This is a genomic window from Streptomyces sp. NPDC044033 (assembly GCF_056434425.1).
Map to the genome: position 1 here is coordinate 1 of NZ_JBWKFF010000008.1, position 19,154 is coordinate 19,154.

The 19,154-nt window shown below is 72.9% G+C and carries 14 protein-coding genes; 10 read left to right on the forward strand and 4 right to left on the reverse strand.

Features of this window, described 5'->3' with window-relative positions:
* Positions 1 to 257 precede the first annotated feature (257 nt).
* From AC07AB_RS16085 to AC07AB_RS16100, 4 genes are all read right to left on the reverse strand, one after another.
* On the reverse strand, positions 258 to 2,693 hold the full coding sequence (locus AC07AB_RS16085) for a transglutaminase TgpA family protein (RefSeq protein ID WP_478566335.1): 2,436 nt from the start codon (positions 2,691 to 2,693) through the stop codon (positions 258 to 260).
* The gene (locus AC07AB_RS16090; RefSeq protein ID WP_478566338.1) at positions 2,690 to 4,060 is read right to left on the reverse strand and encodes a DUF58 domain-containing protein; all 1,371 of its coding nucleotides are present in this window, start codon (positions 4,058 to 4,060) and stop codon (positions 2,690 to 2,692) included. Before AC07AB_RS16090 ends, AC07AB_RS16085 begins: the two co-directional genes overlap by 4 nt.
* Positions 4,060 to 5,100 carry an AAA family ATPase gene (locus AC07AB_RS16095; protein WP_478566341.1) on the reverse strand — a complete coding sequence of 347 codons (1,041 nt, stop codon included), beginning with the start codon at positions 5,098 to 5,100 and terminating at the stop codon, positions 4,060 to 4,062. The genes AC07AB_RS16090 and AC07AB_RS16095 overlap by 1 nt, the downstream gene beginning before the upstream one ends.
* Positions 5,101 to 5,414: 314 nt before the next feature.
* Entirely contained in the window at positions 5,415 to 5,969 is a 555-nt protein-coding gene (locus tag AC07AB_RS16100) for a beta-class carbonic anhydrase (protein ID WP_478566344.1), read from the reverse strand.
* 383 nt (positions 5,970 to 6,352) lie between these two features.
* Between AC07AB_RS16100 and rsmH the strand changes: the two genes are divergently transcribed.
* The 10 genes from rsmH to AC07AB_RS16150 all read left to right on the forward strand — a co-directional run bounded on the left by rsmH (position 6,353) and on the right by AC07AB_RS16150 (position 18,966).
* Entirely contained in the window at positions 6,353 to 7,312 is a 960-nt protein-coding gene (gene rsmH, locus AC07AB_RS16105) for a 16S rRNA (cytosine(1402)-N(4))-methyltransferase RsmH (RefSeq protein WP_478566347.1), read from the forward strand.
* The gene (ftsL, locus tag AC07AB_RS16110; RefSeq protein ID WP_478566350.1) at positions 7,309 to 7,878 is read left to right on the forward strand and encodes a cell division protein FtsL; all 570 of its coding nucleotides are present in this window, start codon (positions 7,309 to 7,311) and stop codon (positions 7,876 to 7,878) included. Before rsmH ends, ftsL begins: the two co-directional genes overlap by 4 nt.
* 3 nt (positions 7,879 to 7,881) lie before the next feature.
* Positions 7,882 to 9,828 (forward strand): peptidoglycan D,D-transpeptidase FtsI family protein, encoded by a 1,947-nt coding sequence (locus tag AC07AB_RS16115; RefSeq protein ID WP_478566353.1) that lies wholly within the window; start codon positions 7,882 to 7,884, stop codon positions 9,826 to 9,828.
* A 12-nt stretch (positions 9,829 to 9,840) separates the two neighbouring features.
* The gene (locus AC07AB_RS16120) at positions 9,841 to 11,541 is read left to right on the forward strand and encodes a UDP-N-acetylmuramoyl-L-alanyl-D-glutamate--2,6-diaminopimelate ligase (protein ID WP_478566356.1); all 1,701 of its coding nucleotides are present in this window, start codon (positions 9,841 to 9,843) and stop codon (positions 11,539 to 11,541) included.
* A 65-nt stretch (positions 11,542 to 11,606) separates the two neighbouring features.
* Entirely contained in the window at positions 11,607 to 13,046 is a 1,440-nt protein-coding gene (locus tag AC07AB_RS16125) for a UDP-N-acetylmuramoyl-tripeptide--D-alanyl-D-alanine ligase (RefSeq protein WP_478566359.1), read from the forward strand.
* Positions 13,043 to 14,107 (forward strand): phospho-N-acetylmuramoyl-pentapeptide-transferase, encoded by a 1,065-nt coding sequence (gene mraY / locus AC07AB_RS16130; protein WP_478566362.1) that lies wholly within the window; start codon positions 13,043 to 13,045, stop codon positions 14,105 to 14,107. Before AC07AB_RS16125 ends, mraY begins: the two co-directional genes overlap by 4 nt.
* Positions 14,089 to 15,525, forward strand: coding sequence for a UDP-N-acetylmuramoyl-L-alanine--D-glutamate ligase (gene murD, locus AC07AB_RS16135; RefSeq protein ID WP_478566365.1), 1,437 nt, complete (start codon positions 14,089 to 14,091; stop codon positions 15,523 to 15,525). Before mraY ends, murD begins: the two co-directional genes overlap by 19 nt.
* Before the next feature lie 53 nt (positions 15,526 to 15,578).
* The gene (ftsW, locus tag AC07AB_RS16140; RefSeq protein WP_478566368.1) at positions 15,579 to 16,970 is read left to right on the forward strand and encodes a putative lipid II flippase FtsW; all 1,392 of its coding nucleotides are present in this window, start codon (positions 15,579 to 15,581) and stop codon (positions 16,968 to 16,970) included.
* Between the two features lie 6 nt (positions 16,971 to 16,976).
* Positions 16,977 to 18,071 (forward strand): undecaprenyldiphospho-muramoylpentapeptide beta-N-acetylglucosaminyltransferase, encoded by a 1,095-nt coding sequence (murG, locus tag AC07AB_RS16145; RefSeq protein ID WP_478566371.1) that lies wholly within the window; start codon positions 16,977 to 16,979, stop codon positions 18,069 to 18,071.
* Between the two features lie 31 nt (positions 18,072 to 18,102).
* Positions 18,103 to 18,966, forward strand: a complete 864-nt coding sequence (locus AC07AB_RS16150) for a cell division protein FtsQ/DivIB (protein ID WP_478566374.1) — start codon at positions 18,103 to 18,105, stop codon at positions 18,964 to 18,966.
* The last annotated feature ends 188 nt before the right edge of the window (positions 18,967 to 19,154 follow it).

Consider the following 19,154-nt stretch of genomic DNA (forward strand, 5'->3'; position numbering starts at 1 on the left):
CCCCCCCCCCCCCCCCCCCCCCCCCCCCCCCCCCCCCCCCCCCCCCCCCCCCCCCCCCCCCCCCCCCCCCCCCCCCCCCCCCCCCCCCCCCGCGCGTTGCTCCGTATAGGGGGCCAGGGCTGGGGTCGGGGCTTCGGGGGCTGGAGGCCGGAGCGCCCCCTCCGGCCCCCGGCCCCTCTCCACGTCGGGTCTCCACGCCGGGCCGCGGCAGAGTCACGGAGCCCCGCGCTCACCGACCCACGCGCGCCCGGCCGTCCTCACGCCCGCTGCCGTGAGAAGCGCAGTGCCGTCGCCGCCCGGCGCGTGAGCGAACCGAGCCGCCCGGCCCGGACCCGCGCGGCCGCGGTCGTCCACCGCCGCGAGAGCGACCACACGACGCGCACGGCCGAGCGCGGTGCCAGCAGCCCGCGCAGCCGCCCGGCCCGTCCGGCCGAGGCCCGCAGTCCGGCCCGCACCCGCTCCACATCGCCCGCCAGGCCGCTCACCGGCCGCGGTCGCGGCGCGTACAGCACCTGCTCGACCGCCGCGGCCACCCGGTGCACCGCCTCCGCCGCGGTGGTGTCCAGCCCGCCGAGCCGTACGATCCGGGCCGCCGCCTTCCGCGGGGTCTGCGAATCGTCCGGCGGCACGCCGTAGTCCCAGCCGGAGTCGATGAGCTCCCGCCAGGCCGCGAGCGTCCGCTCCGCCCCGTCCCGCGGGGTGCGGCCGCCCGACTCCCCGAGCCGCCGGGCCCGTACCCGCGTCCGCCACAGCAGTGGCAGCGCCAGAGCCAGCAGTGCCAGCAGACCCGCGGAGCCGCCCACGATCACGCTCGCCGACCGGCCGCCGTCCCCCGAGCCGCCGCTCGGCTGCTGCGCCACGGCTCCGCACTCCCCGAGCCGCTTCGCCTGCGGCGGGCAGCTCTCGGCGGCCGACGCCCCCGCCGACGGGGCCGCGGAGCGGCTGGGCGTCGGAGACGGGCTGCTGGGGTCCGAGCCGGACGGCGTCTGCGCGATCGTGTACTCGGGCTGCGAGCCCCGGCTGGGCGTGGGCTCGAACCGGGTCCAGCCCACCCCCTCGAAGTACAGCTCGGGCCACGCGTGCGCGTCCTTGGAGCCGACCGACATGGTGCCGTCCACCTGCGGGGTCCCCGGTGTGAAGCCGACCGCGACGCGCGCCGGGATGCCCAGCGTCCGCGCCATCGCCGCCATCGAGAACGAGAAGTGGACGCAGAACCCCTCCTTGTCGTGGAGGAACTTGGCGATGGCGCCGCTGCCGCTGCCCGACCGCACCTCGGTGTTGTACCGGAAGCCGCCGGTCGTGGAGAACCAGTCCTGGAGCTTCACGGCCCGCGCATACGCGGTGGCGGCTCCCGCCGTCACCTTCTTCGCCTGGTCGCTTACCACCGACGGCAGCGAGTCCGGCACCTTCGTGTACTCGTCCAGGAACCGCTTCGACGGCGGGGGCGCCGCCGCCAGCTGGGAGCCCGTCGGCTCCACCAGGAGGCTCGACACCTGGTAGCGCGAACCCCGGGTGGTCTGCCCGTGGTCGCCGACCAGGGTCCGCCCCTCGGGCTCGAACCGCCAGCGCCCGCCGACCGACACCCGGGTGGCCGGGTAGGGGAGCGGCAGGTAGGTCTGGCCGTACGTCTCGGCGGCCACGACAGAGGTGTTGACGGTGTCCGTGCGCACGCCGGGAGAGAGCCCGGACGGGGTGGGCAGCGGGTCCGGCACGTCGGTGATGTGCCGCTCCGACGCCTTCCAGGACGAGCCGTCGAACTGGTCGAGGGCGACGATCCGCAGATACATGTTCTGGGTGTCGCTGGTCGAGGTGCGGTACCGCAGCACCTCGTGGTTCTCGGGCTGATTGAGGCTGTTCTGGAGCGAGACCAGCGGGTTCACCGCCGAGATCGTCCCGTTGTCGGAATCCTGCCCACCGCCTCCCCGGGACCCCAGCAGGCCGTCGTCCATCGCGGGCAGCACCGCCGGCACCGCCAGGGCGATGCCGAGCGCCAGCGCGCCGATCCGCCGCCCCGTACGGACCGGGGCGAGAGCGGGGCCGACCGCGCCCGGCGCCGGGCCCAGCGTGCCGCCCGGACCCGTGGGGCGCCGCGCGCCGCCCCCGGCGAAGACCCGGCCCCACTGGGAGAGCCGCTCCCGTCCCTCGGCGAGGAGCAGCAGCAGGAAGCCGCCGGCCGCCGCCAGGAACCACAGCCAGTCGGCGCCGCCCTTGGCCAGCCCCGCCGCGACCGAGTACAGGGCGAGGAGCGGCAGTCCGGCGGGCGCCGCGCTGCGGTAGGTGACGGCGAGCGCGTCCACCGCCAGCCCCACCATCAGCACGCCGCCGACCAGCAGCAGCCTGATGCCCTCGGTCGTCGGTGCCGGTATGGCGTACCGCCCGACGTCGTCGGCTCCTTCGCGCAGCAGCTGTCCGAACTCGTGGAAGACGTCCGGGCCGGGCAGCAGCCCCCCGATCGCCTCGCTCTGAGCGAAGATCAAGGTGATCAGCAGCAGTGCGACCACCGCCTGAACCAGCACGGTCAGCGCCCGCGCCAGCGGCACCCGGCGGGCCAGCGCGCCCACCGAGCTCTGGATCAACACGAGCAGCGCGGCTTGGAGGAACCACGCCACGTGGTCGACCAGCGGCAGCAGGGCGCACGCCGAAGCCAGCGTCGCCACCGCCGCGCACACCGTGAGCCGTGCGCGTCCACTCATGACCAGCCCCCCGCCGCCGTGCCGCCCTGCTTCGAGGGCCCGTTCGTACGGGCGCGCTGCTGGTCCGCCTGGCGCCACAGGGCGGCCAGCGCCGCTCCCGGCGGCACGGGCAGGGCCGTCCACCCGGCCTCGCGCAGCACCCGCAGCCGGTCCTCCAGCTCCTCGGCGTCGGCCCCGCGCACGTCCCGCGCCCAGGATGGCGAGTCGAGGAGGAAGGCGACCGCCGCGCCGCTGCGCTGCCGCATCCGGCCGGCCAGCGCGGCCTGCTCCTCGTCGAGATTGCCGAAGAACGCGACCAGCAGCCCCTCGCCGCCGCCCCGCAGCGCGTCGTAGGCGGGGGACAGCCCCTCGCCTTCGGAGTGGTCCACCACGGCCAGGGTGTCCAGGACCAGCCCCGCCGCGTCCGCGGAGTCATGGGAGGAGCCCGCGTACCCGCCCATGCCGTCGGGGCCCGGGATCGAGTCGCCGGTGTCGGTCAGCAGTCGCACCGAGAAGCCCCGCTCCAGCAGGTGCACGGCCGTCGAGGCCACGGCGGAGACCGCCCACTCGAAGGCGGAGTCGGGCCCCGCGCCTTCGAAGGCGATGCCGCGGGTGTCCAGCAGCACCGTGCAGTGGGCGCGCTGAGGCTGCTCCTCGCGGCGCACCATCAGCTCGCCGTAGCGGGCGGTGGAGCGCCAGTGCACCCGGCGCAGATCGTCGCCGTGGCGGTACTCGCGGGGGATGACGTCGTCCTCGCCGGCCAGCGCGACCGAGCGCAGCCGCCCGTCGCCGTACCCGGCGGCCTCGCCCGCGAGGCGCACCGGCGGCAGCGCCTCGACGCGCGGCACGACGGTCAGCGTGTCGTACGTACTGAAGGCGCGGGTCAGCTCGCACATGCCGAACGGGTCGGTCAGCCTCAGCTGCAACGGTCCCAGCGGATAGCGCCCCCGCAGGTCGGAGCGGACCCGGTAGGACACCTCGCGCCGCCCGCCCGCCTCCACCCGGTCCAGCACGAAGCGCGGGCGCGGACCGAGCACGTACGGCACCCGGTCCTGGAGCATCAGCAGACCGGTGGGGAGCCGCGAGACGCTGTCGATCCGCAGATGCACGCGCGCCTCGGCGGCGGCCGGCACCCGGGCGGGCGACAGCCGACGGCTGCCCGCGACCCGGTGCCGGGTGCGGTGCAGCACGCCCACGCACACCAGCGGCAGCACGGCCAGCAGCAGCCCGACCCGCAGCAGATCGGACTGGCCCAGCACATACGAGCACACCGCGGCGGCCACGCCCGCCGCGAGGAACGACCGGCCGCGGGTGGTCAGCCCGGCGAGCGCCGACCGCAGGCCACCGCCGTCGCCCGTATCCGCCTCTCCATTCCCCCCGGCCGGCATCACAGCCGCCGGGAACCCGGCGGCTGCCCGCCGTACGCCGGGGGCACCGGCGGCATCGGGGGCGCACCCCGGCGCTCGGCGGTGGGCACCGGGGTGCCCTGCAGGATGTCGGCCACGACCTGCTCGGCCGTGCGCCGATTGAGCTGGGCCTGCGCGGTCGGCAGCAGCCGGTGCGCGAGCACCGCGACGGCGAGCGCCTGCACGTCGTCGGGGAGCGCGAACTCCCGGCCGTCCAGCGCCGCCGCGGCCTTGGCGGCCCGCAGCAGATGCAGCGTCGCGCGCGGCGACGCACCGAGTCTGAGGTCCGGGTGCTGCCGGGTGGCGGTGACCAGGTCCACGGCGTACCGCCGGACGGAGTCGGCCACGTGCACGGTGCGGACCGCGTCGACGAGCTTGACGATCTCGTGCGCGTGCGCCACCGGCTGGAGGTCGTCCAGCGGCGACGCCCCGCCGTGCACGTCCAGCATCTGGAGCTCGGCCTCCGGGCTCGGGTAGCCGATCGACACCCGCGCCATGAACCGGTCGCGCTGCGCCTCCGGCAGCGGATACGTGCCCTCCATCTCGACCGGGTTCTGCGTGGCCACCACCATGAACGGGCTCGGCAGCTGGTACGTCTGCCCGTCGATGGTCACCTGCCGCTCCTCCATCGACTCCAGCAGCGCCGACTGGGTCTTGGGCGAGGCGCGGTTGATCTCGTCGCCGATCACGATCTGGGCGAAGATCGCGCCCGGCTTGAACTCGAAGTCCCGCCGCTGCTGGTCGTAGACGCTCACGCCCGTGATGTCGGACGGCAGCAGGTCCGGCGTGAACTGGATACGCCGCACCGAACAGTCGATGGACCGCGCCAGCGCCTTGGCGAGCATCGTCTTGCCCACCCCCGGCACGTCCTCGATCAGCAGATGGCCCTCGGCCATCAGCACCGTCAGCGAAAGCCGTACGACCTCCGGCTTGCCCTCGATCACGCCCTCCACCGACCTGCGGATGCGCTCCGCCGTGGTGGTCAGATCGCTGAGGCTCGCTCGCTCGTCATAGGTCGTCACCCGGCCCTCCTCGGCCCGTTCTCAAAGCCCTGGTCCTCCGTACGGACCGGCCCACCCCGAAAGCGTGGCCCCTGCCCTCCGCACCGGCGGAGGGCAGGGCCACGTACGTATTCTTCCCGTCCCGGCGGCATCCCGTCACCGCCTGTGGATAACTCTCTGCCGCGGCCGGTCCCGCGGTCGCTCCGGTGGTCGTTCCGGTGGCCGTTCTTGTGGTCGTTCCGGGGCCGGCCACCGCGCGTCGATCTCCCGGCTTCCGGGCTCGGCCACCGCGCGTCGATCTTCCGGGCTCGGCCACCGCACGTCGATTCTCCGGGTCAGCCCCGCGCGTCGATCTCCCGGAGCAGACCCGTCGTCACATCGAAGACGAAGCCCCGGACATCCTCGGTGTGCGGCAGGAACGGCGAGGTGCGCACGCGCTGCATCGACTGCCGCACGTCGCTGTCGAGATCCTTGAACGCCTCCACCGCCCACGACGGGCGCTGACCGACCTCGGCCTCCAGATCATGCCGGAAGTCCTCGGTCAGACCCAGCAGGCCGCAGCCGGTGTGGTGGATCAGCACGACCGAGCGGGTGCCCAGCGCGCGCTGGCTGATCGTCAGGGAGCGGATGGTGTCGTCGGTGACCACACCGCCGGCGTTGCGTATGGTGTGGCAGTCGCCGAGCTCCAGGCCCAGCGCGGCGTGCAGGTCGAGGCGGGCGTCCATGCAGGCGACGACGGCGACCTTGAGGACCGGGCGGGCGTCCATGCCCGGGTCGCGGAAGGCCGCGGCGTAGCTTTCGTTGGCTTCGACCAGGCGGTCGGTGACCGTTCCCTCGGCGTGGGCGCCGTCATCGGGCTGGAGCGGCGGCTGAGACGCAGATATCGACATGTGTACGAAGGTAGCCCGCCGCAGATCGTCCGGCCTCTGTGCGGGGCGATAAACCCGGGTCGTACGGATGCCTGTGAGGTAACCCACAAGGCCGAGGGTGCTTCCGCCATACGGGTGAGAGCGGCCGTCGCCGGCCGTCGCGTGACGCGCTGGCCGGTTGGTTGACCGAGGGGACGAGTGGACTAAAGTGGCGCGAAGTGGGAGGCGTGACGCTCCCCTTGGATCCGATTACCCCACGTGCGCGGGGCGTACGTACCGCTCGGCCTCCTCCCGCTCCGGTCGCCTGACGTCACTTCCCCGGCGCCAGACCGGCCGCTTCCCCTTCGAGCGGGCGGGGACCCAGCGGTACGCACAACCCCGCGCCGAACCCTTCAGAAGGGCGCATGGCCAGCGACGCGCGACATGTTCCGGTGATGCTCCAGCGCTGTCTCGACGTGCTGGCGCCCGCTCTCGCGGAGCCCGGAGCGGTCGTCGTCGACTGCACCCTGGGCCTCGGCGGGCACAGTGAGGCGCTGCTCGCGACCTTCCCCGCGGCCCGGCTCGTCGCCCTCGACCGGGACCCCGCGGCCCTTGAGCTCGCCGGCGAGCGCCTTGCGCCGTACGGGGACCGCGCCACTCTCGTGCACGCCGTGTACGACGAGATCGGCGACGTACTGGAAGGGCTCGCCATCCCGCGGGTCCAGGGCGTCCTCTTCGACCTCGGCGTCTCCTCCATGCAGCTGGACGAGGCGGACCGCGGGTTCGCGTACGCGCAGGACGCGCCGCTGGACATGCGCATGGACCAGACGACGGGCATCGGCGCCGCCGAGGTCCTCAACACCTATCCGCCCGGCGAACTGGTGCGGATCCTGCGCGCGTACGGCGAGGAGAAGCAGGCCAAGCGGATCGTCAGCGCCGTTGTCAGGGAACGGGAGAAGGAGCCGTTCAGCAACAGCGCCCGACTCGTCGACCTGATCCGCGAGTCGCTGCCACAGGCGGCCAAGCGGACCGGCGGCAACCCCGCCAAGCGCACCTTCCAGGCGCTGCGCATCGAGGTCAACGGCGAACTGGCGAGCGTGGAGCAAGCCATACCGGCCGCGGTGGGCGCGCTCGCCGTCGGCGGCCGGATCGCCGTCCTGTCCTACCAGTCACTGGAGGACCGGATCGTCAAGCAGGTCTTCGCCGCCGGTGCCGCCAACACCGCGCCCCCCGGCCTGCCCGTCGTGCCCGAGCGCTACCAGCCCCGCCTCAAGCTGCTCACGCGCGGCGCGGAACTGCCCACCGAGGAGGAGGTCGCCGAGAACCGGCGCGCCGCCCCCGCCCGGCTCCGCGCCGCCCAGCGCATCCGCGAGGAGGCCCCGTGACGGCGGCCGCGCGCCGCCCCGGCACCCGGCTCGCCAGGCTGCTGCCCGCCGGGCCCGCGGGGGCGAAGCGGACGCCTTTCGTCCTGCTCGTCGTGGTGCTGCTCGGTTCCGGTCTGATCGGCCTCCTGGTGCTCAACTCCTCGCTCAACCAGGGTTCCTTCGAGCTCAGCAGGCTGGAGAAGCGGACCACCGAGCTGACCGACGAGCAGCAGTCACTGCAACAGGACGTCGACAAGCTCTCCGCGCCGGACGCGCTGGACCGGCGCGCCCGCGAGCTGGGCATGGTGCCCGGCGGCAACCCGGCCTTCCTCGGCCCGGACGGTACGGTCCACGGCTCGCCGTCCCCGGCGCCCGAGGGCGACGAGCCCGTCTCCTTCTCGGCCCCGCTCCAGCAGCGGCCCCCGGCGCCCCTCACCGCCCCGGCGCCGCTCACCGCTCCAGTGCCCCTTGAGGCCCCGGCGCCCGCCGCGGCAGGCACCCCCACCGCCCTGGACACCGCCCCCGGCCACGACGCCGTGCCCCCGGCCCGTACGGACGTACAGGCCACCCCGATTCCCGGCAGGTGACGTGTGAGCGACCCCAAGGACCCCCGCCGCCGCGCCCCCGGCCCCCCGCGGCAACGCCCCGCGACGGTCCGGCCGAACGCCAAGCGGCCCGGCTCGCGCCCCGCCCGGCCCCGCGGCGGCCCCCAGTCCATCCGGCTCGGCAGCCCGCGCCCCCGGCTGCGGCTCGTCGGGCTCGCGATGGCCCTCGTCCTCCTCGCGTTCGTCGTCCGCCTCCTCCAGGTGCAGGCCGTCGACGCGAGCGCTTACGCCGCCAAGGCGAACGTCAACCGCTACATTCCGGTCACGCTGACCGCTGAGCGCGGCACGATCACCGACCGGGCCGGCGTGGACCTGGCGACCACCATCGACGCGTACGACGTCACGGCCGCCCCGGACCTGCTGACGCCCGACCGGGCCGAGATCCCCGACGCGGCGCGGCAGGCCGCCACGCTCCTCGCGCCCATCCTGGGCCAGTCGGAGAAGGACCTGGAGCACAAGCTCACGGCCAACCCCAAGTCGAAGTACGCGGTCCTCGCCCGCCAGCAGTCCCCGCAGGTCTGGAACCAGATCAAGGACCTCAAGGCCGCGCTCGCGGACAAGGCGGTCAAGACGAAGGGCACCAACGTCCTGGCCGGGGTCAACCGCGAACCGCACAGCAAACGCGTCTACCCCGGCGGCGACCTCGCCGCCGGGATACTGGGCTTCGTCAACACCGAGGGCAAGGGCGGCGCCGGGGTGGAGGCCAAGCTGGACAAGCAGCTCGCCGGCAAGAACGGCAAGCTCGTCTACGCCCAGTCCGGCGGCCGACAGGTGCCCACCGCCGACGTCAAGGAACAGCCCGCCGTGCCCGGCTCCGACGTGGAGCTGACCATCGACCGGGACATCCAATGGGCCGCCCAGAGCGCCATCACCGAGCAGGTGAAGAAGTCCGAGGCGGACCGCGGATACGTCATAGTGCAGGACACCCGCACCGGCGAGATCCTGGCCATGGCCAACGCCCCGGGCTACAACCCCAACGACCTCGCGCACGCGAGCGCCTCGGCCATGGGCAACGCCGCCGTGGAGGACGCGTTCGAACCGGGCAGCGTCAGCAAGCTGATGACCATGTCGGCCGTGCTCGACGAGGGCGTCGCCACACCGGCCACCAAGGTGGAGGTCCCCAACCGGCTGCCGCGCGCCGACCGGTCCTTCGCCGACGACATCGACCACCCGACCTGGCACCTGACCCTCAACGGGGTGCTCGCCAAGTCCAGCAACCTCGGCACGATCCTCGCCAGCGAGCAGCTCGGCAAGAACCAGAAACAGGCCAACGAGGTCCTCTACTCCTACCTGCGCAAGTTCGGCGTCGGACAGCCGACCGGGCTCGGCTTCCCCGGCGAGACCGCCGGAATCCTCGCCAAGCCGAAGGACTGGAGCGCCTCCCAGCAGTACACGATCCCCTTCGGCCAGGGGCTCTCCCTCAACGCCGTGCAGGGCGCGTCCGTGTACTCCACCATCGCCAACGGCGGGGAGCGCGTCACCCCCACCCTCGTACGCGGCACCAAGGGCCCCGACGGCCGCTTCCAGCCGGCCCCGGCCCCCGAGAAGAGCCGGGTGGTCAGCGAGAAGACCGCCAAGACCCTGTCCACGATGCTCGAATCCGTCGTGGACGACCAGGGGGGCACCGGCGGCAAGGCGAAGATCCCCGGCTACCGCGTCGCGGGCAAGACCGGCACGTCCAACCGGGTGGATCCCAAGACGGGCCGCTACCACGGATATACGGCCTCGTTCGCCGGGTTCGCCCCCGCCGACCAGCCGCGGGTCACGGTCTACTGCGCCATCCAGAACCCCACCAAGGGCAGCTACTTCGGCGGCCAGATCTGCGGGCCGGTATACCAGCAGGTCATGCGGTTCGCGCTGAAGACGATGCAGGTACCGCCGTCCGGAAAACAACCCCCTCGGCTGCCCGTGACGTATGAGCCCGGTCAGTGAGCCGGACCGCCCGTGACGACCATCACCCCCGAGCCGGGGAACCACGGCCCCGCACGCCCCTCACTTCGCGGCGAAGTGGGTGCGCCCGGTACGCTCACCGCCGTGCCCCAAGCTGATCAGTTCCAAACCACCCAGAAGGACGCCCCCGAAATGTACCCGGGAGCGCCCCGCCCCACCCAGGTCCAGCCCGTGTCCCTCGCGGAGCTGGCCGGTCAGCTGGGCGTCGCGGCCGAAGCGGACGGCCCGCAGGGCGCCGCGACCGGCATCACCCACGACTCGCGGGCCGTACGCCCCGGCGACGTCTACGCGGCCCTGCCCGGAGCGCGCTTCCACGGCGCGGACTTCGCGGCGCAGGCCGCGGGCCTCGGCGCGGTCGCCGTACTGACCGATCCGACGGGCGCCGACCGCGCGGCCACCACCGGCCTGCCGGTGCTCACGGTCGACAACCCGCGCGCACGGATGGGCGCGCTGGCCGCCACGATCTACGGCGAGCCCGGCCGCGACCTGCTCCAGATCGGCATCACCGGCACCTCCGGCAAGACCACCACCGCGTACCTCATGGAGGGCGGGCTCAAGGCCGCCGCCGAGCGCGGCGACGGCGGGCTCACCGGCCTGATCGGCACCGTCGAGACCCGCATCGGCGACGAGCGGATCAAGTCCGAGCGCACCACGCCCGAAGCCACCGACCTCCAGGCGCTCTTCGCCGTCATGCGCGAGCGCGGTGTCCGCTCGGTCGCCATGGAGGTCTCCAGCCACGCCCTGGTCCTCGGCCGGGTCGACGGCTGCGTCTTCGACGTCGCGGTCTTCAACAACCTGAGCCCGGAACACATGGAGTTCCACTCGGGCATGGAGGACTACTTCCAGGCCAAGGCCCAGCTGTTCACCGCGGCCCGCAGCCGCGTCGGCGTCGTCAACCTCGACGACGAGTACGGCCAGCGGCTCGCCCGCGGCGAGTCCGAGGTCCCGGTCACCACCTTCTCCGCCGAGGGCCACCCCGACGCCGACTGGCGCGCGGACGCGGTCGAGGTCGGCCCGCGCGGCTCGACCTTCACCGTGCTCGGCCCGGACGGACAGCGGGTACGGGCCGAGGCCCCGCTGCCCGGCCCGTTCAACGTCGCCAACGCGCTCGCCGCGATCACCACGCTCGTCGTCGCCGGGATCGACCCGCAGACCGCGGCCGACGGCGTGGCCGCCGTCCCGGGCGTCCCCGGCCGCCTGGACCGGGTCGACGCGGGCCAGCCCTATCTCGCCGTCGTCGACTACGCGCACAAGACGGACGCCGTCGAGTCCGTTCTGCGAGCCCTGCGCAAGGTCACCGAGGGACGTATTCACGCCGTTCTCGGCTGCGGCGGCGACCGAGACCCGCACAAGCGCGCCCCGATGGGCGCGGCGTTGGCCCGGCTCGCCGACACCGCCGTGCTGACCTCCGACAACCCCCGCTCCGAGGATCCCCTCGCGATCCTCGCCACCATGCTCGCGGGCGCCGCCGAGGTGCCCGCCCACGAGCGCGGCACCGTCCTCCTCGCGGAGGAGCGTGCCGACGCCATCGCAGCCGCAGTCGCCCGAGCCAACCCCGACGACACCGTTCTCATCCTGGGCAAGGGCCACGAGCAGGGCCAGGACATCGCCGGAGTGGTACGCCCCTTCGACGACCGCCAGGTTCTGCGCGAGGCCATCGAAGCGGCCCCCCAGCACCGGACCAACCAGGGATGACAGACCGCCATGCGCGTACAACCCTCCCCCCGGAAGCTCTCCCGAACGGCCGGGGGTGAATCCCGGTGATCGACCTGTCCCTCGCCGAGATCACCGCCATCGTCGGCGGCCGGCCGTACGATCTGCCCGACCCGGAGCAGCGGGTCACCGGGCCGGTCGTGATCGACTCCCGTGACGTACGGCCGGGCGGGCTCTTCGCCGCCTTCGCCGGCGAACACGTGGACGGCCACGACTTCGCCGAGCGCGCCGTCGCCGCCGGCGCGGTGGCCGTGCTGGCCGTCCGCCCCCTCGGGGGCGACGGCCGGGCCGTGCCGTCGATCGTCGTCGACGACGTCGTCGCGGCCCTCGGCGCGCTCGCCCGGGCCGTCACGCGGCGCCTCGGCGCGACGCTCGTCGCGCTCACCGGATCGGTCGGCAAGACCAGCACCAAGGACCTGATCGCCCAGCTCCTGGAGCGGATCGGCCCCACGGTGTGGACGCCCGGCTCGTTCAACAACGAGATCGGCCTGCCGCTCACCGCGCTGCGCGCCGACGCCGCGACCCGGCACCTCGTGCTGGAGATGGGCGCCCGGTCCATCGGCCACATCCGCTATCTGACGGAGCTGACCCCGCCGCGGGTCGGCGTCGTCCTCAACGTCGGCACCGCGCACATCGGCGAGTTCGGCGGCCGCGAGCAGATCGCCGAGGCCAAGGGCGAGCTGGTCGAGGCGCTGCCGACGGAGGCCGAGGGCGGCATCGCCGTGCTCAACGCCGACGACCCGCTGGTGCGCGCCATGGGCGCGCGCACCAAGGCCCGTACGGTCCTCTTCGGCGAGGCGCGGACCGCGGACGTACGGGCCGAGGACGTCCGGCTCACCGACGACGGCAGGCCCGCGTTCACGCTTCACACACCCACCGGGTGCGGGCCCGTGACCATGCGGCTGTACGGTGAGCACCACGTGTCGAACGCGCTCGCCGCGGCCGCCGTCGCCCATGAGTTGGGCATGCCCGCAGACGAGATCGCCAGCGCGCTCTCCGAGGCGGGCCAGCTCTCCCGCTGGCGGATGGAGGTCACCGAGCGCGCGGACGGCGTGACGATCGTCAACGACGCCTACAACGCGAACCCCGAATCCATGCGAGCGGCACTGCGCGCGCTCGTCGCCATGGGCGGAGCCGCTTCGGCAGCGGGGGGCCGTACGTGGGCCGTACTCGGTCAGATGGCCGAGCTCGGCGAGGAGTCGCTCGCCGAGCACGACGCCGTCGGGCGGCTGGCCGTCCGGCTCAACGTCAGCAAGCTCGTGGCAGTCGGCGGCAGGGAAGCGGCCTGGCTGCGAATGGGCGCTTATAACGAGGGTTCGTGGGGTGAGGAGTCGGTGCACGTGTCCGACGCGCAGGCGGCGATCGACCTGTTGCGCAGAGAGTTGCGCCCGGGTGACGTCGTGCTGGTGAAGGCGTCCAGGTCGGTGGGGCTGGAGCGGCTGGGCGAGGCGTTGACGGCCGGCGAGGGCGAGGTCGCCGGGTCATGAAGCAGATCCTCTTCGCGGGCGTCATCGGTCTCCTGCTGACCCTCATCGGCACCCCGCTGCTGATCAAGTTCCTCGCCCGCAAGGGCTACGGCCAGTTCATCCGCGACGACGGGCCGCGCGAGCACCACAGCAAGCGCGGCACGCCCACCATGGGCGGCATCGCCTTCATCCTCGCCACGGTCATCGCGTACGCGCTGACGAAGGTCTTCACCGGGGGCGGGCCGACCCCCTCCGGCCTGCTGGTGCTGTTCCTCACGGCAGGCATGGGCCTGGTGGGCTTCCTGGACGACTACATCAAGATCGTCAAGCAGCGGAGCCTGGGCCTGCGGGCCAGGGCGAAGATGGCGGGCCAGCTGATCATCGGCATCGCCTTCGCCGTCCTGGCGCTCCAGTTCCAGGACGCCCGCGGCGCGACCCCGGCCTCCACCAAGCTCTCCTTCGTGCAGGACTTCGGCTGGTCCATCGGCCCGGTGATCTTCGCGGTCTGGGCGCTGTTCATGATCCTCGCGATGTCGAACGGCGTGAACCTCACCGACGGCCTCGACGGCCTCGCCACCGGCGCCTCCGTGATGGTCTTCGGCGCATACGTCTTCATCGGCGTCTGGCAGTACGGGCAGTCCTGCGCCAACCCGCTGACCGCGGGCGCCGCCTGCTACGAGGTCAGAGACCCGCTCGACCTCGCGGTCGTCGCCTCGGCGCTGATGGGCTCGTGCTTCGGCTTCCTGTGGTGGAACACCTCACCGGCCAAGATCTTCATGGGCGACACCGGTTCCCTCGCGCTCGGCGGCGCGCTCGCCGGGCTCGCGATCTGCTCCCGTACGGAGCTGCTCCTCGCGCTGCTGGGCGGCCTCTTCGTACTGATCACCATGTCCGTGGTCATCCAGGTCGGCTCCTTCCGGCTCACCGGGAAGCGCGTCTTCCGCATGGCACCACTCCAACACCACTTCGAACTCAAGGGGTGGAGCGAAGTCCTTGTGGTGGTCCGCTTCTGGATCATCCAGGGGCTGTGCGTCGCCGTCGGACTCGGCCTCTTCTACGCCGGATGGCTGGCCATCAAGTGACCTGGGACGGCAAGCACATCACCGTCGCCGGCCTCGGCGTGAGCGGCGTACCCGCCGCCCGCGCCCTGGCCGGCCTCGGCGCCCGCGTCACGGCGGTCAACGCCGGCGACGGCGAGCGCGAGCGCGCCCAGGCCGCGGAGCTTCAAGCGCTGGGCGTCACCGTCCGCCTCGGCGACGGCGACACCCTCCCCGAGGGCACCGAGCTGGTCGTCACCACGCCCGGCTGGAAGCCCACCAGCCCGCTCTTCGGCGCCGCCGAGCGGGCCGGCGTCCCCGTCTGGGGCGACGTCGAACTGGCCTGGCGGCTGCGCGGCCCCGACGCCGCCCCCTGGCTCGCGGTCACCGGCACCAACGGCAAGACGACCACCGTCCGCATGCTGGCCTCGATCCTGGAGGCGGCCGGTCTGCGGACCGCGGCCGTCGGCAACATCGGCGTCTCGCTGGTCGACGTGGTCCTCTCCGACGAGCCGTACGACGTCCTCGCCGTCGAACTCTCCAGCTACCAGCTGCACTGGGCGCCGAGCGTACGCGCGCACTCCGCCACCGTTCTCAACCTCGCCCCCGACCACCTCGACTGGCACGGCTCCATGGCCGCGTACACCGCCGACAAGGGCCGGATCTACGAGGGCAACGAGGTCGCCTGCGTCTACAACCTCGCCGACCCGGCGACCGAGGCGCTGGTCCGCGAGGCCGACGTGGTGGAGGGCTGCCGGGCCGTCGGCTTCACGCTCGGCACGCCCGCGCCCTCCCAGCTCGGCGTCGTCGACGGAATCCTCGTCGACCGGGCTTTCGTGACCAACCGTCAGCAGCAGGCGCAGGAGCTGGCCGAGGTCGCGGACGTCAACCCGCCCGCACCGCACAACATCGCCAACGCCCTCGCCGCGGCGGCCCTGGCCCGCGCCTACGGCGTCGAGCCCGCGGCCGTACGGGACGGGCTGCGGGCCTTCCGGCCCGACGCGCACCGCATCGAACACGTCGCGGACGTCGACGGCGTCGCCTACGTCGACGACTCCAAGGCCACCAACACGCACGCCGCCGAGGCGTCGCTCGCGGCCTACGACCCGATCGTCTGGATCGCCGGCGGCCTCGCGAAGGGCGCCACCTTCGACGACCTCGTCACCGCGGCCGCGGGAAGGCTGCGCGGCGTGGTCCTGATGGGCGCCGACCGCGCCCTGATCGGCGAAGCGCTCGCGCGACACGCCGCAGATGTCCCGGTTGTCGACCTCGACCGGACGGACACTGGTGCGATGGCGGCGGCCGTCCGGGAAGCGACGCGGCTCGCCGGACCGGGGGACACGGTCCTCATGGCGCCCGCGTGCGCCTCGATGGATATGTTCGCCAACTACAACGAGCGCGGCGACGCCTTCGCGGACGCGGTGCGCGCACTGGCCACGGGCCGGGGCGCGACCGAGCGGTAGCCCGCGGGTCCCCGTGCGAGGACCGTGCGCGGGCACCCTGGAGGGGATACGAGATGAAGGCCGACCAGCCTGCCGCCAAGGCGTCGCGGGGGGCGGCGCGCGGCGGGGCGGGCCCCCGCCCCGCGAGAGCCGCCGGCCCGCGGCGCCGGAGCCCGGCCACCGGGGGGCAGCGCGCCCCGCGCCTGAGCGTGGGGGGCGGCCTCAAGGGGCTGCGCACGCGGTTCAAGCGGGCGTGGGACCGGCCGCTGACCGCCTATTACCTCGTGCTCGGCGGCAGCCTGCTGATCATCGTGCTCGGCCTGGTGATGGTCTACTCGGCCTCCCAGATCAAGGCGTTGCAGTACGGCCAGGTGCCCACCTTCTTCTTCCGCAAGCAGCTGATCGCGGCCGTGCTCGGCGGCGTGCTGATGGTGGTGGCCTGCCGCGCCCCGCTGCGGCTGCACCGCGCCTTCGCCTATCCGCTGCTGGCCGGCACCGTCTTCCTGCTCTGCCTGGTGCAGGTGCCGGGGATAGGCCAGACGATCAACGGCAACACCAACTGGCTCTCCCTCGGCGGTCCGTTCCAGCTCCAGCCCAGCGAGTTCGCGAAGCTCGCCCTCGTCCTGTGGGGCGCCGACCTGCTGGCCCGCAAGCAGGACAAGAAGCTGCTCACCCAGTGGAAGCACCTGCTGGTGCCGCTGGTGCCCGTAGCGTTCCTGCTGCTCGGTCTGATCATGCTCGGCGGCGACATGGGCACGTCGATCATCCTGACCGCCGTGCTCTTCGGCATGCTCTGGCTGGCGGGCGCCCCCACCCGGCTCTTCGCGGGCGTCCTCGGCGTCGCGGGGGCCCTCGCTCTGCTCGCCATCAAGACGAGCGCCAACCGGATGGGCCGGCTGGCCTGCATCGGCGCGACCGACCCCGGTCCGCACGACCAGTGCTGGCAGGCGGTGCACGGAATCTACGCGCTGGCCAACGGCGGATGGTTCGGATCCGGACTGGGTGCGAGTGTGGAAAAATGGGGTGAACTCCCCGAGCCGCACACGGACTTCATCTTCGCCATCACCGGCGAGGAACTGGGGCTGGCGGGGACGCTGTCGGTACTCGCCCTCTTCGCGGCTCTAGGCTATGCGGGTATCCGCGTGGCCGGACGCACGGAGGACCCCTTCGTGAGGTATGCCGCGGGAGGCGTGACCACCTGGATCATGGCGCAGTTCATGGTCAATATCGGTGCGGTGCTCGGTCTGCTGCCGATCGCCGGAGTCCCGCTCCCGCTGTTCTCCTACGGAGGGTCCGCCCTGCTGCCGACCATGTTCGCCGTCGGACTGCTGATCGCCTTCGCGCGCGAGCAGCCCGGTGCGCGAGCGGCGTTGGCCATGCGGCAGCCTGTCTTCAGCAAGAAGCGGGCTGGGGCGATGAAGACGATGAGACGGCGCGTCAAGAAGCGACCGTCCGGAGAGCGGTGAATTTCGGTGCATGTCGTACTCGCCGGTGGGGGGACCGCCGGCCACATCGAGCCCGCGCTCGCCCTCGCGGACGCCCTGCGCAGGCAGGACCCGACCGTGGGGATCACGGCGCTCGGCACGGAGAAGGGGCTGGAGACCCGGCTCGTGCCGGAGCGGGGCTATGAACTGGGGCTGATCCCCGCCGTGCCGCTGCCCCGCAAGCCGACCCCTGAGCTGATCACCGTCCCCGGGCGGCTGCGCGGCACCATCAAGGCGGCCGAGCAGATCCTGGAGCGGACCAAGGCCGACTGCGTGGTCGGGTTCGGCGGCTATGTGGCGCTGCCCGGCTATCTGGCCGCCAAGCGGCTCGGTGTGCCGATCATCGTCCACGAGGCCAACGCCCGCCCCGGCCTCGCCAACAAGATCGGCTCCCGCTACGCGGCGTCCGTCGCGGTCTCCACGCCCGACAGCAAGCTGCGCGGCGCCCGCTATGTCGGCATCCCGCTGCGCCGCTCCATCGCCACCCTCGACCGGGGCGCGGTCCGGCCCGAGGCGCGCGCCGCCTTCGGCCTCGACCCCAACCTGCCGACGCTGCTGGTCTCCGGCGGCTCGCAGGGCGCCCGCAGGCTGAACGAGGTCGTACAGGCGGTCGCTCCGGCGCTCCAGCGCTCGGGGATTCAGATCCTGCACGCGGTCGGCCCGAAGAATGAGCTGCCGTATGTCGACAACATGCCCGGTATGCCGCCCTATATCCCGGTACCGTACGTAGACCGGATGGACCTCGCGTACGCCGCGGCCGACATGATGCTCTGCCGCGCGGGCGCGATGACCGTCGCCGAGCTGTCCGCCGTCGGGCTGCCCGCCGTGTACGTACCGCTGCCCATCGGCAACGGCGAACAGCGGCTCAACGCCCAGCCGGTGGTCAAGGCGGGCGGTGGCCTGCTGATCGACGACGCCGAGCTGACCCCCGAGTGGGTGCAGGGCAATGTCCTGCCGGTGCTCGCCGACCCGCACCGGCTGTACGAGATGTCGCGGCACGCCGCGGAGTTCGGCCGCCGGGACGCCGACGAGCTGCTCGTCGCGATGGTGTACGAGGCGATCGCCGCACGCAGAGCGGGCTGAACGGCCCGCGGGAGCAGGAGGCTAGGGGAGCGTGGCCGGACCGACGACCGCTCAGCGCGGTGACTCGAGGAGCGGTAAGTCAAAGCTTCGTCTTCAGGCGAAGCTGGGGTTCAAACCGGGATCGAGGCCGAAGCGGAAGTCGTCGGGGTCCGGCCCGGCCGGGCCCGGCGGGCGACTGCCGAACCGCCGCACCCTGATCGTCTCCGCTTTCGCCGTCGTGTTGGTGGGCGGCGCCGCGATCTGGGTGCTGTACGGCTCCAGCTGGCTGCGCGCGACGGAGGTGAAGGTCAGCGGGGTCGGGGCCCTGACGCGGAGCGAGGTGCGCGACGCGGCGCTCGTCCCGCTCGGCACGCCCCTCGTGGCCGTGGACACGGACGCCATCGCGGCGCGGCTGCGGACGAAGCTGCCGCGCATCGACACCGTGGACGTCGTACGGTCCTGGCCGCATGGAATCGGCCTGAAAGTGACCGAGCGGCGGCCGGAAGCGCTCATCAAGAAGGGTGCGAAGTACGTCGAAGTCGATGCGGGGGGCGTGCGTTTCGCCACAGTGGACAAGCCGCCGCGAGGTGTCCCATTTCTGGCGGTGGAACCCGAGAAGGCCACCGGTCCGGCCGCGTCGAGCCTGCGGAGATTCGGCGCGGACCGGCTCCGCGAGGAGGCCGTCCGGGTGGCGGCCGAGCTGCCCGCCGGGGTGCACAAGGAGACCCGGACCATCCGCGTACGCTCATATGACTCCATCACCCTGGAGCTGACGGGCGATCGGGAGGTCGTGTGGGGGAGCGGCGAGCGGGGGGCGGAGAAGGCCAGGACGCTCACGGCGCTGATGAAAGCGGCCCATGGAGCGGATCATTTCGACGTAAGTGCCCCCAGCTCGCCCGCGGTGTCCGGAAGTTGACGCACATCGCAGCAGGCCAGCACCCTGGTTGGCTAGGGCTATGGGTGATCACATAGGGTGAAAAGAAAAACGGGAGGTTCGGCGTGTTCATTGAACGTGCGCCACTTGTCGACTTAGTGTCCTGTTCGGAGAACCCACGGAACAGTGACACCGGTAACCCTAAACTTCAACGTTAGGGTTCGGGTCGG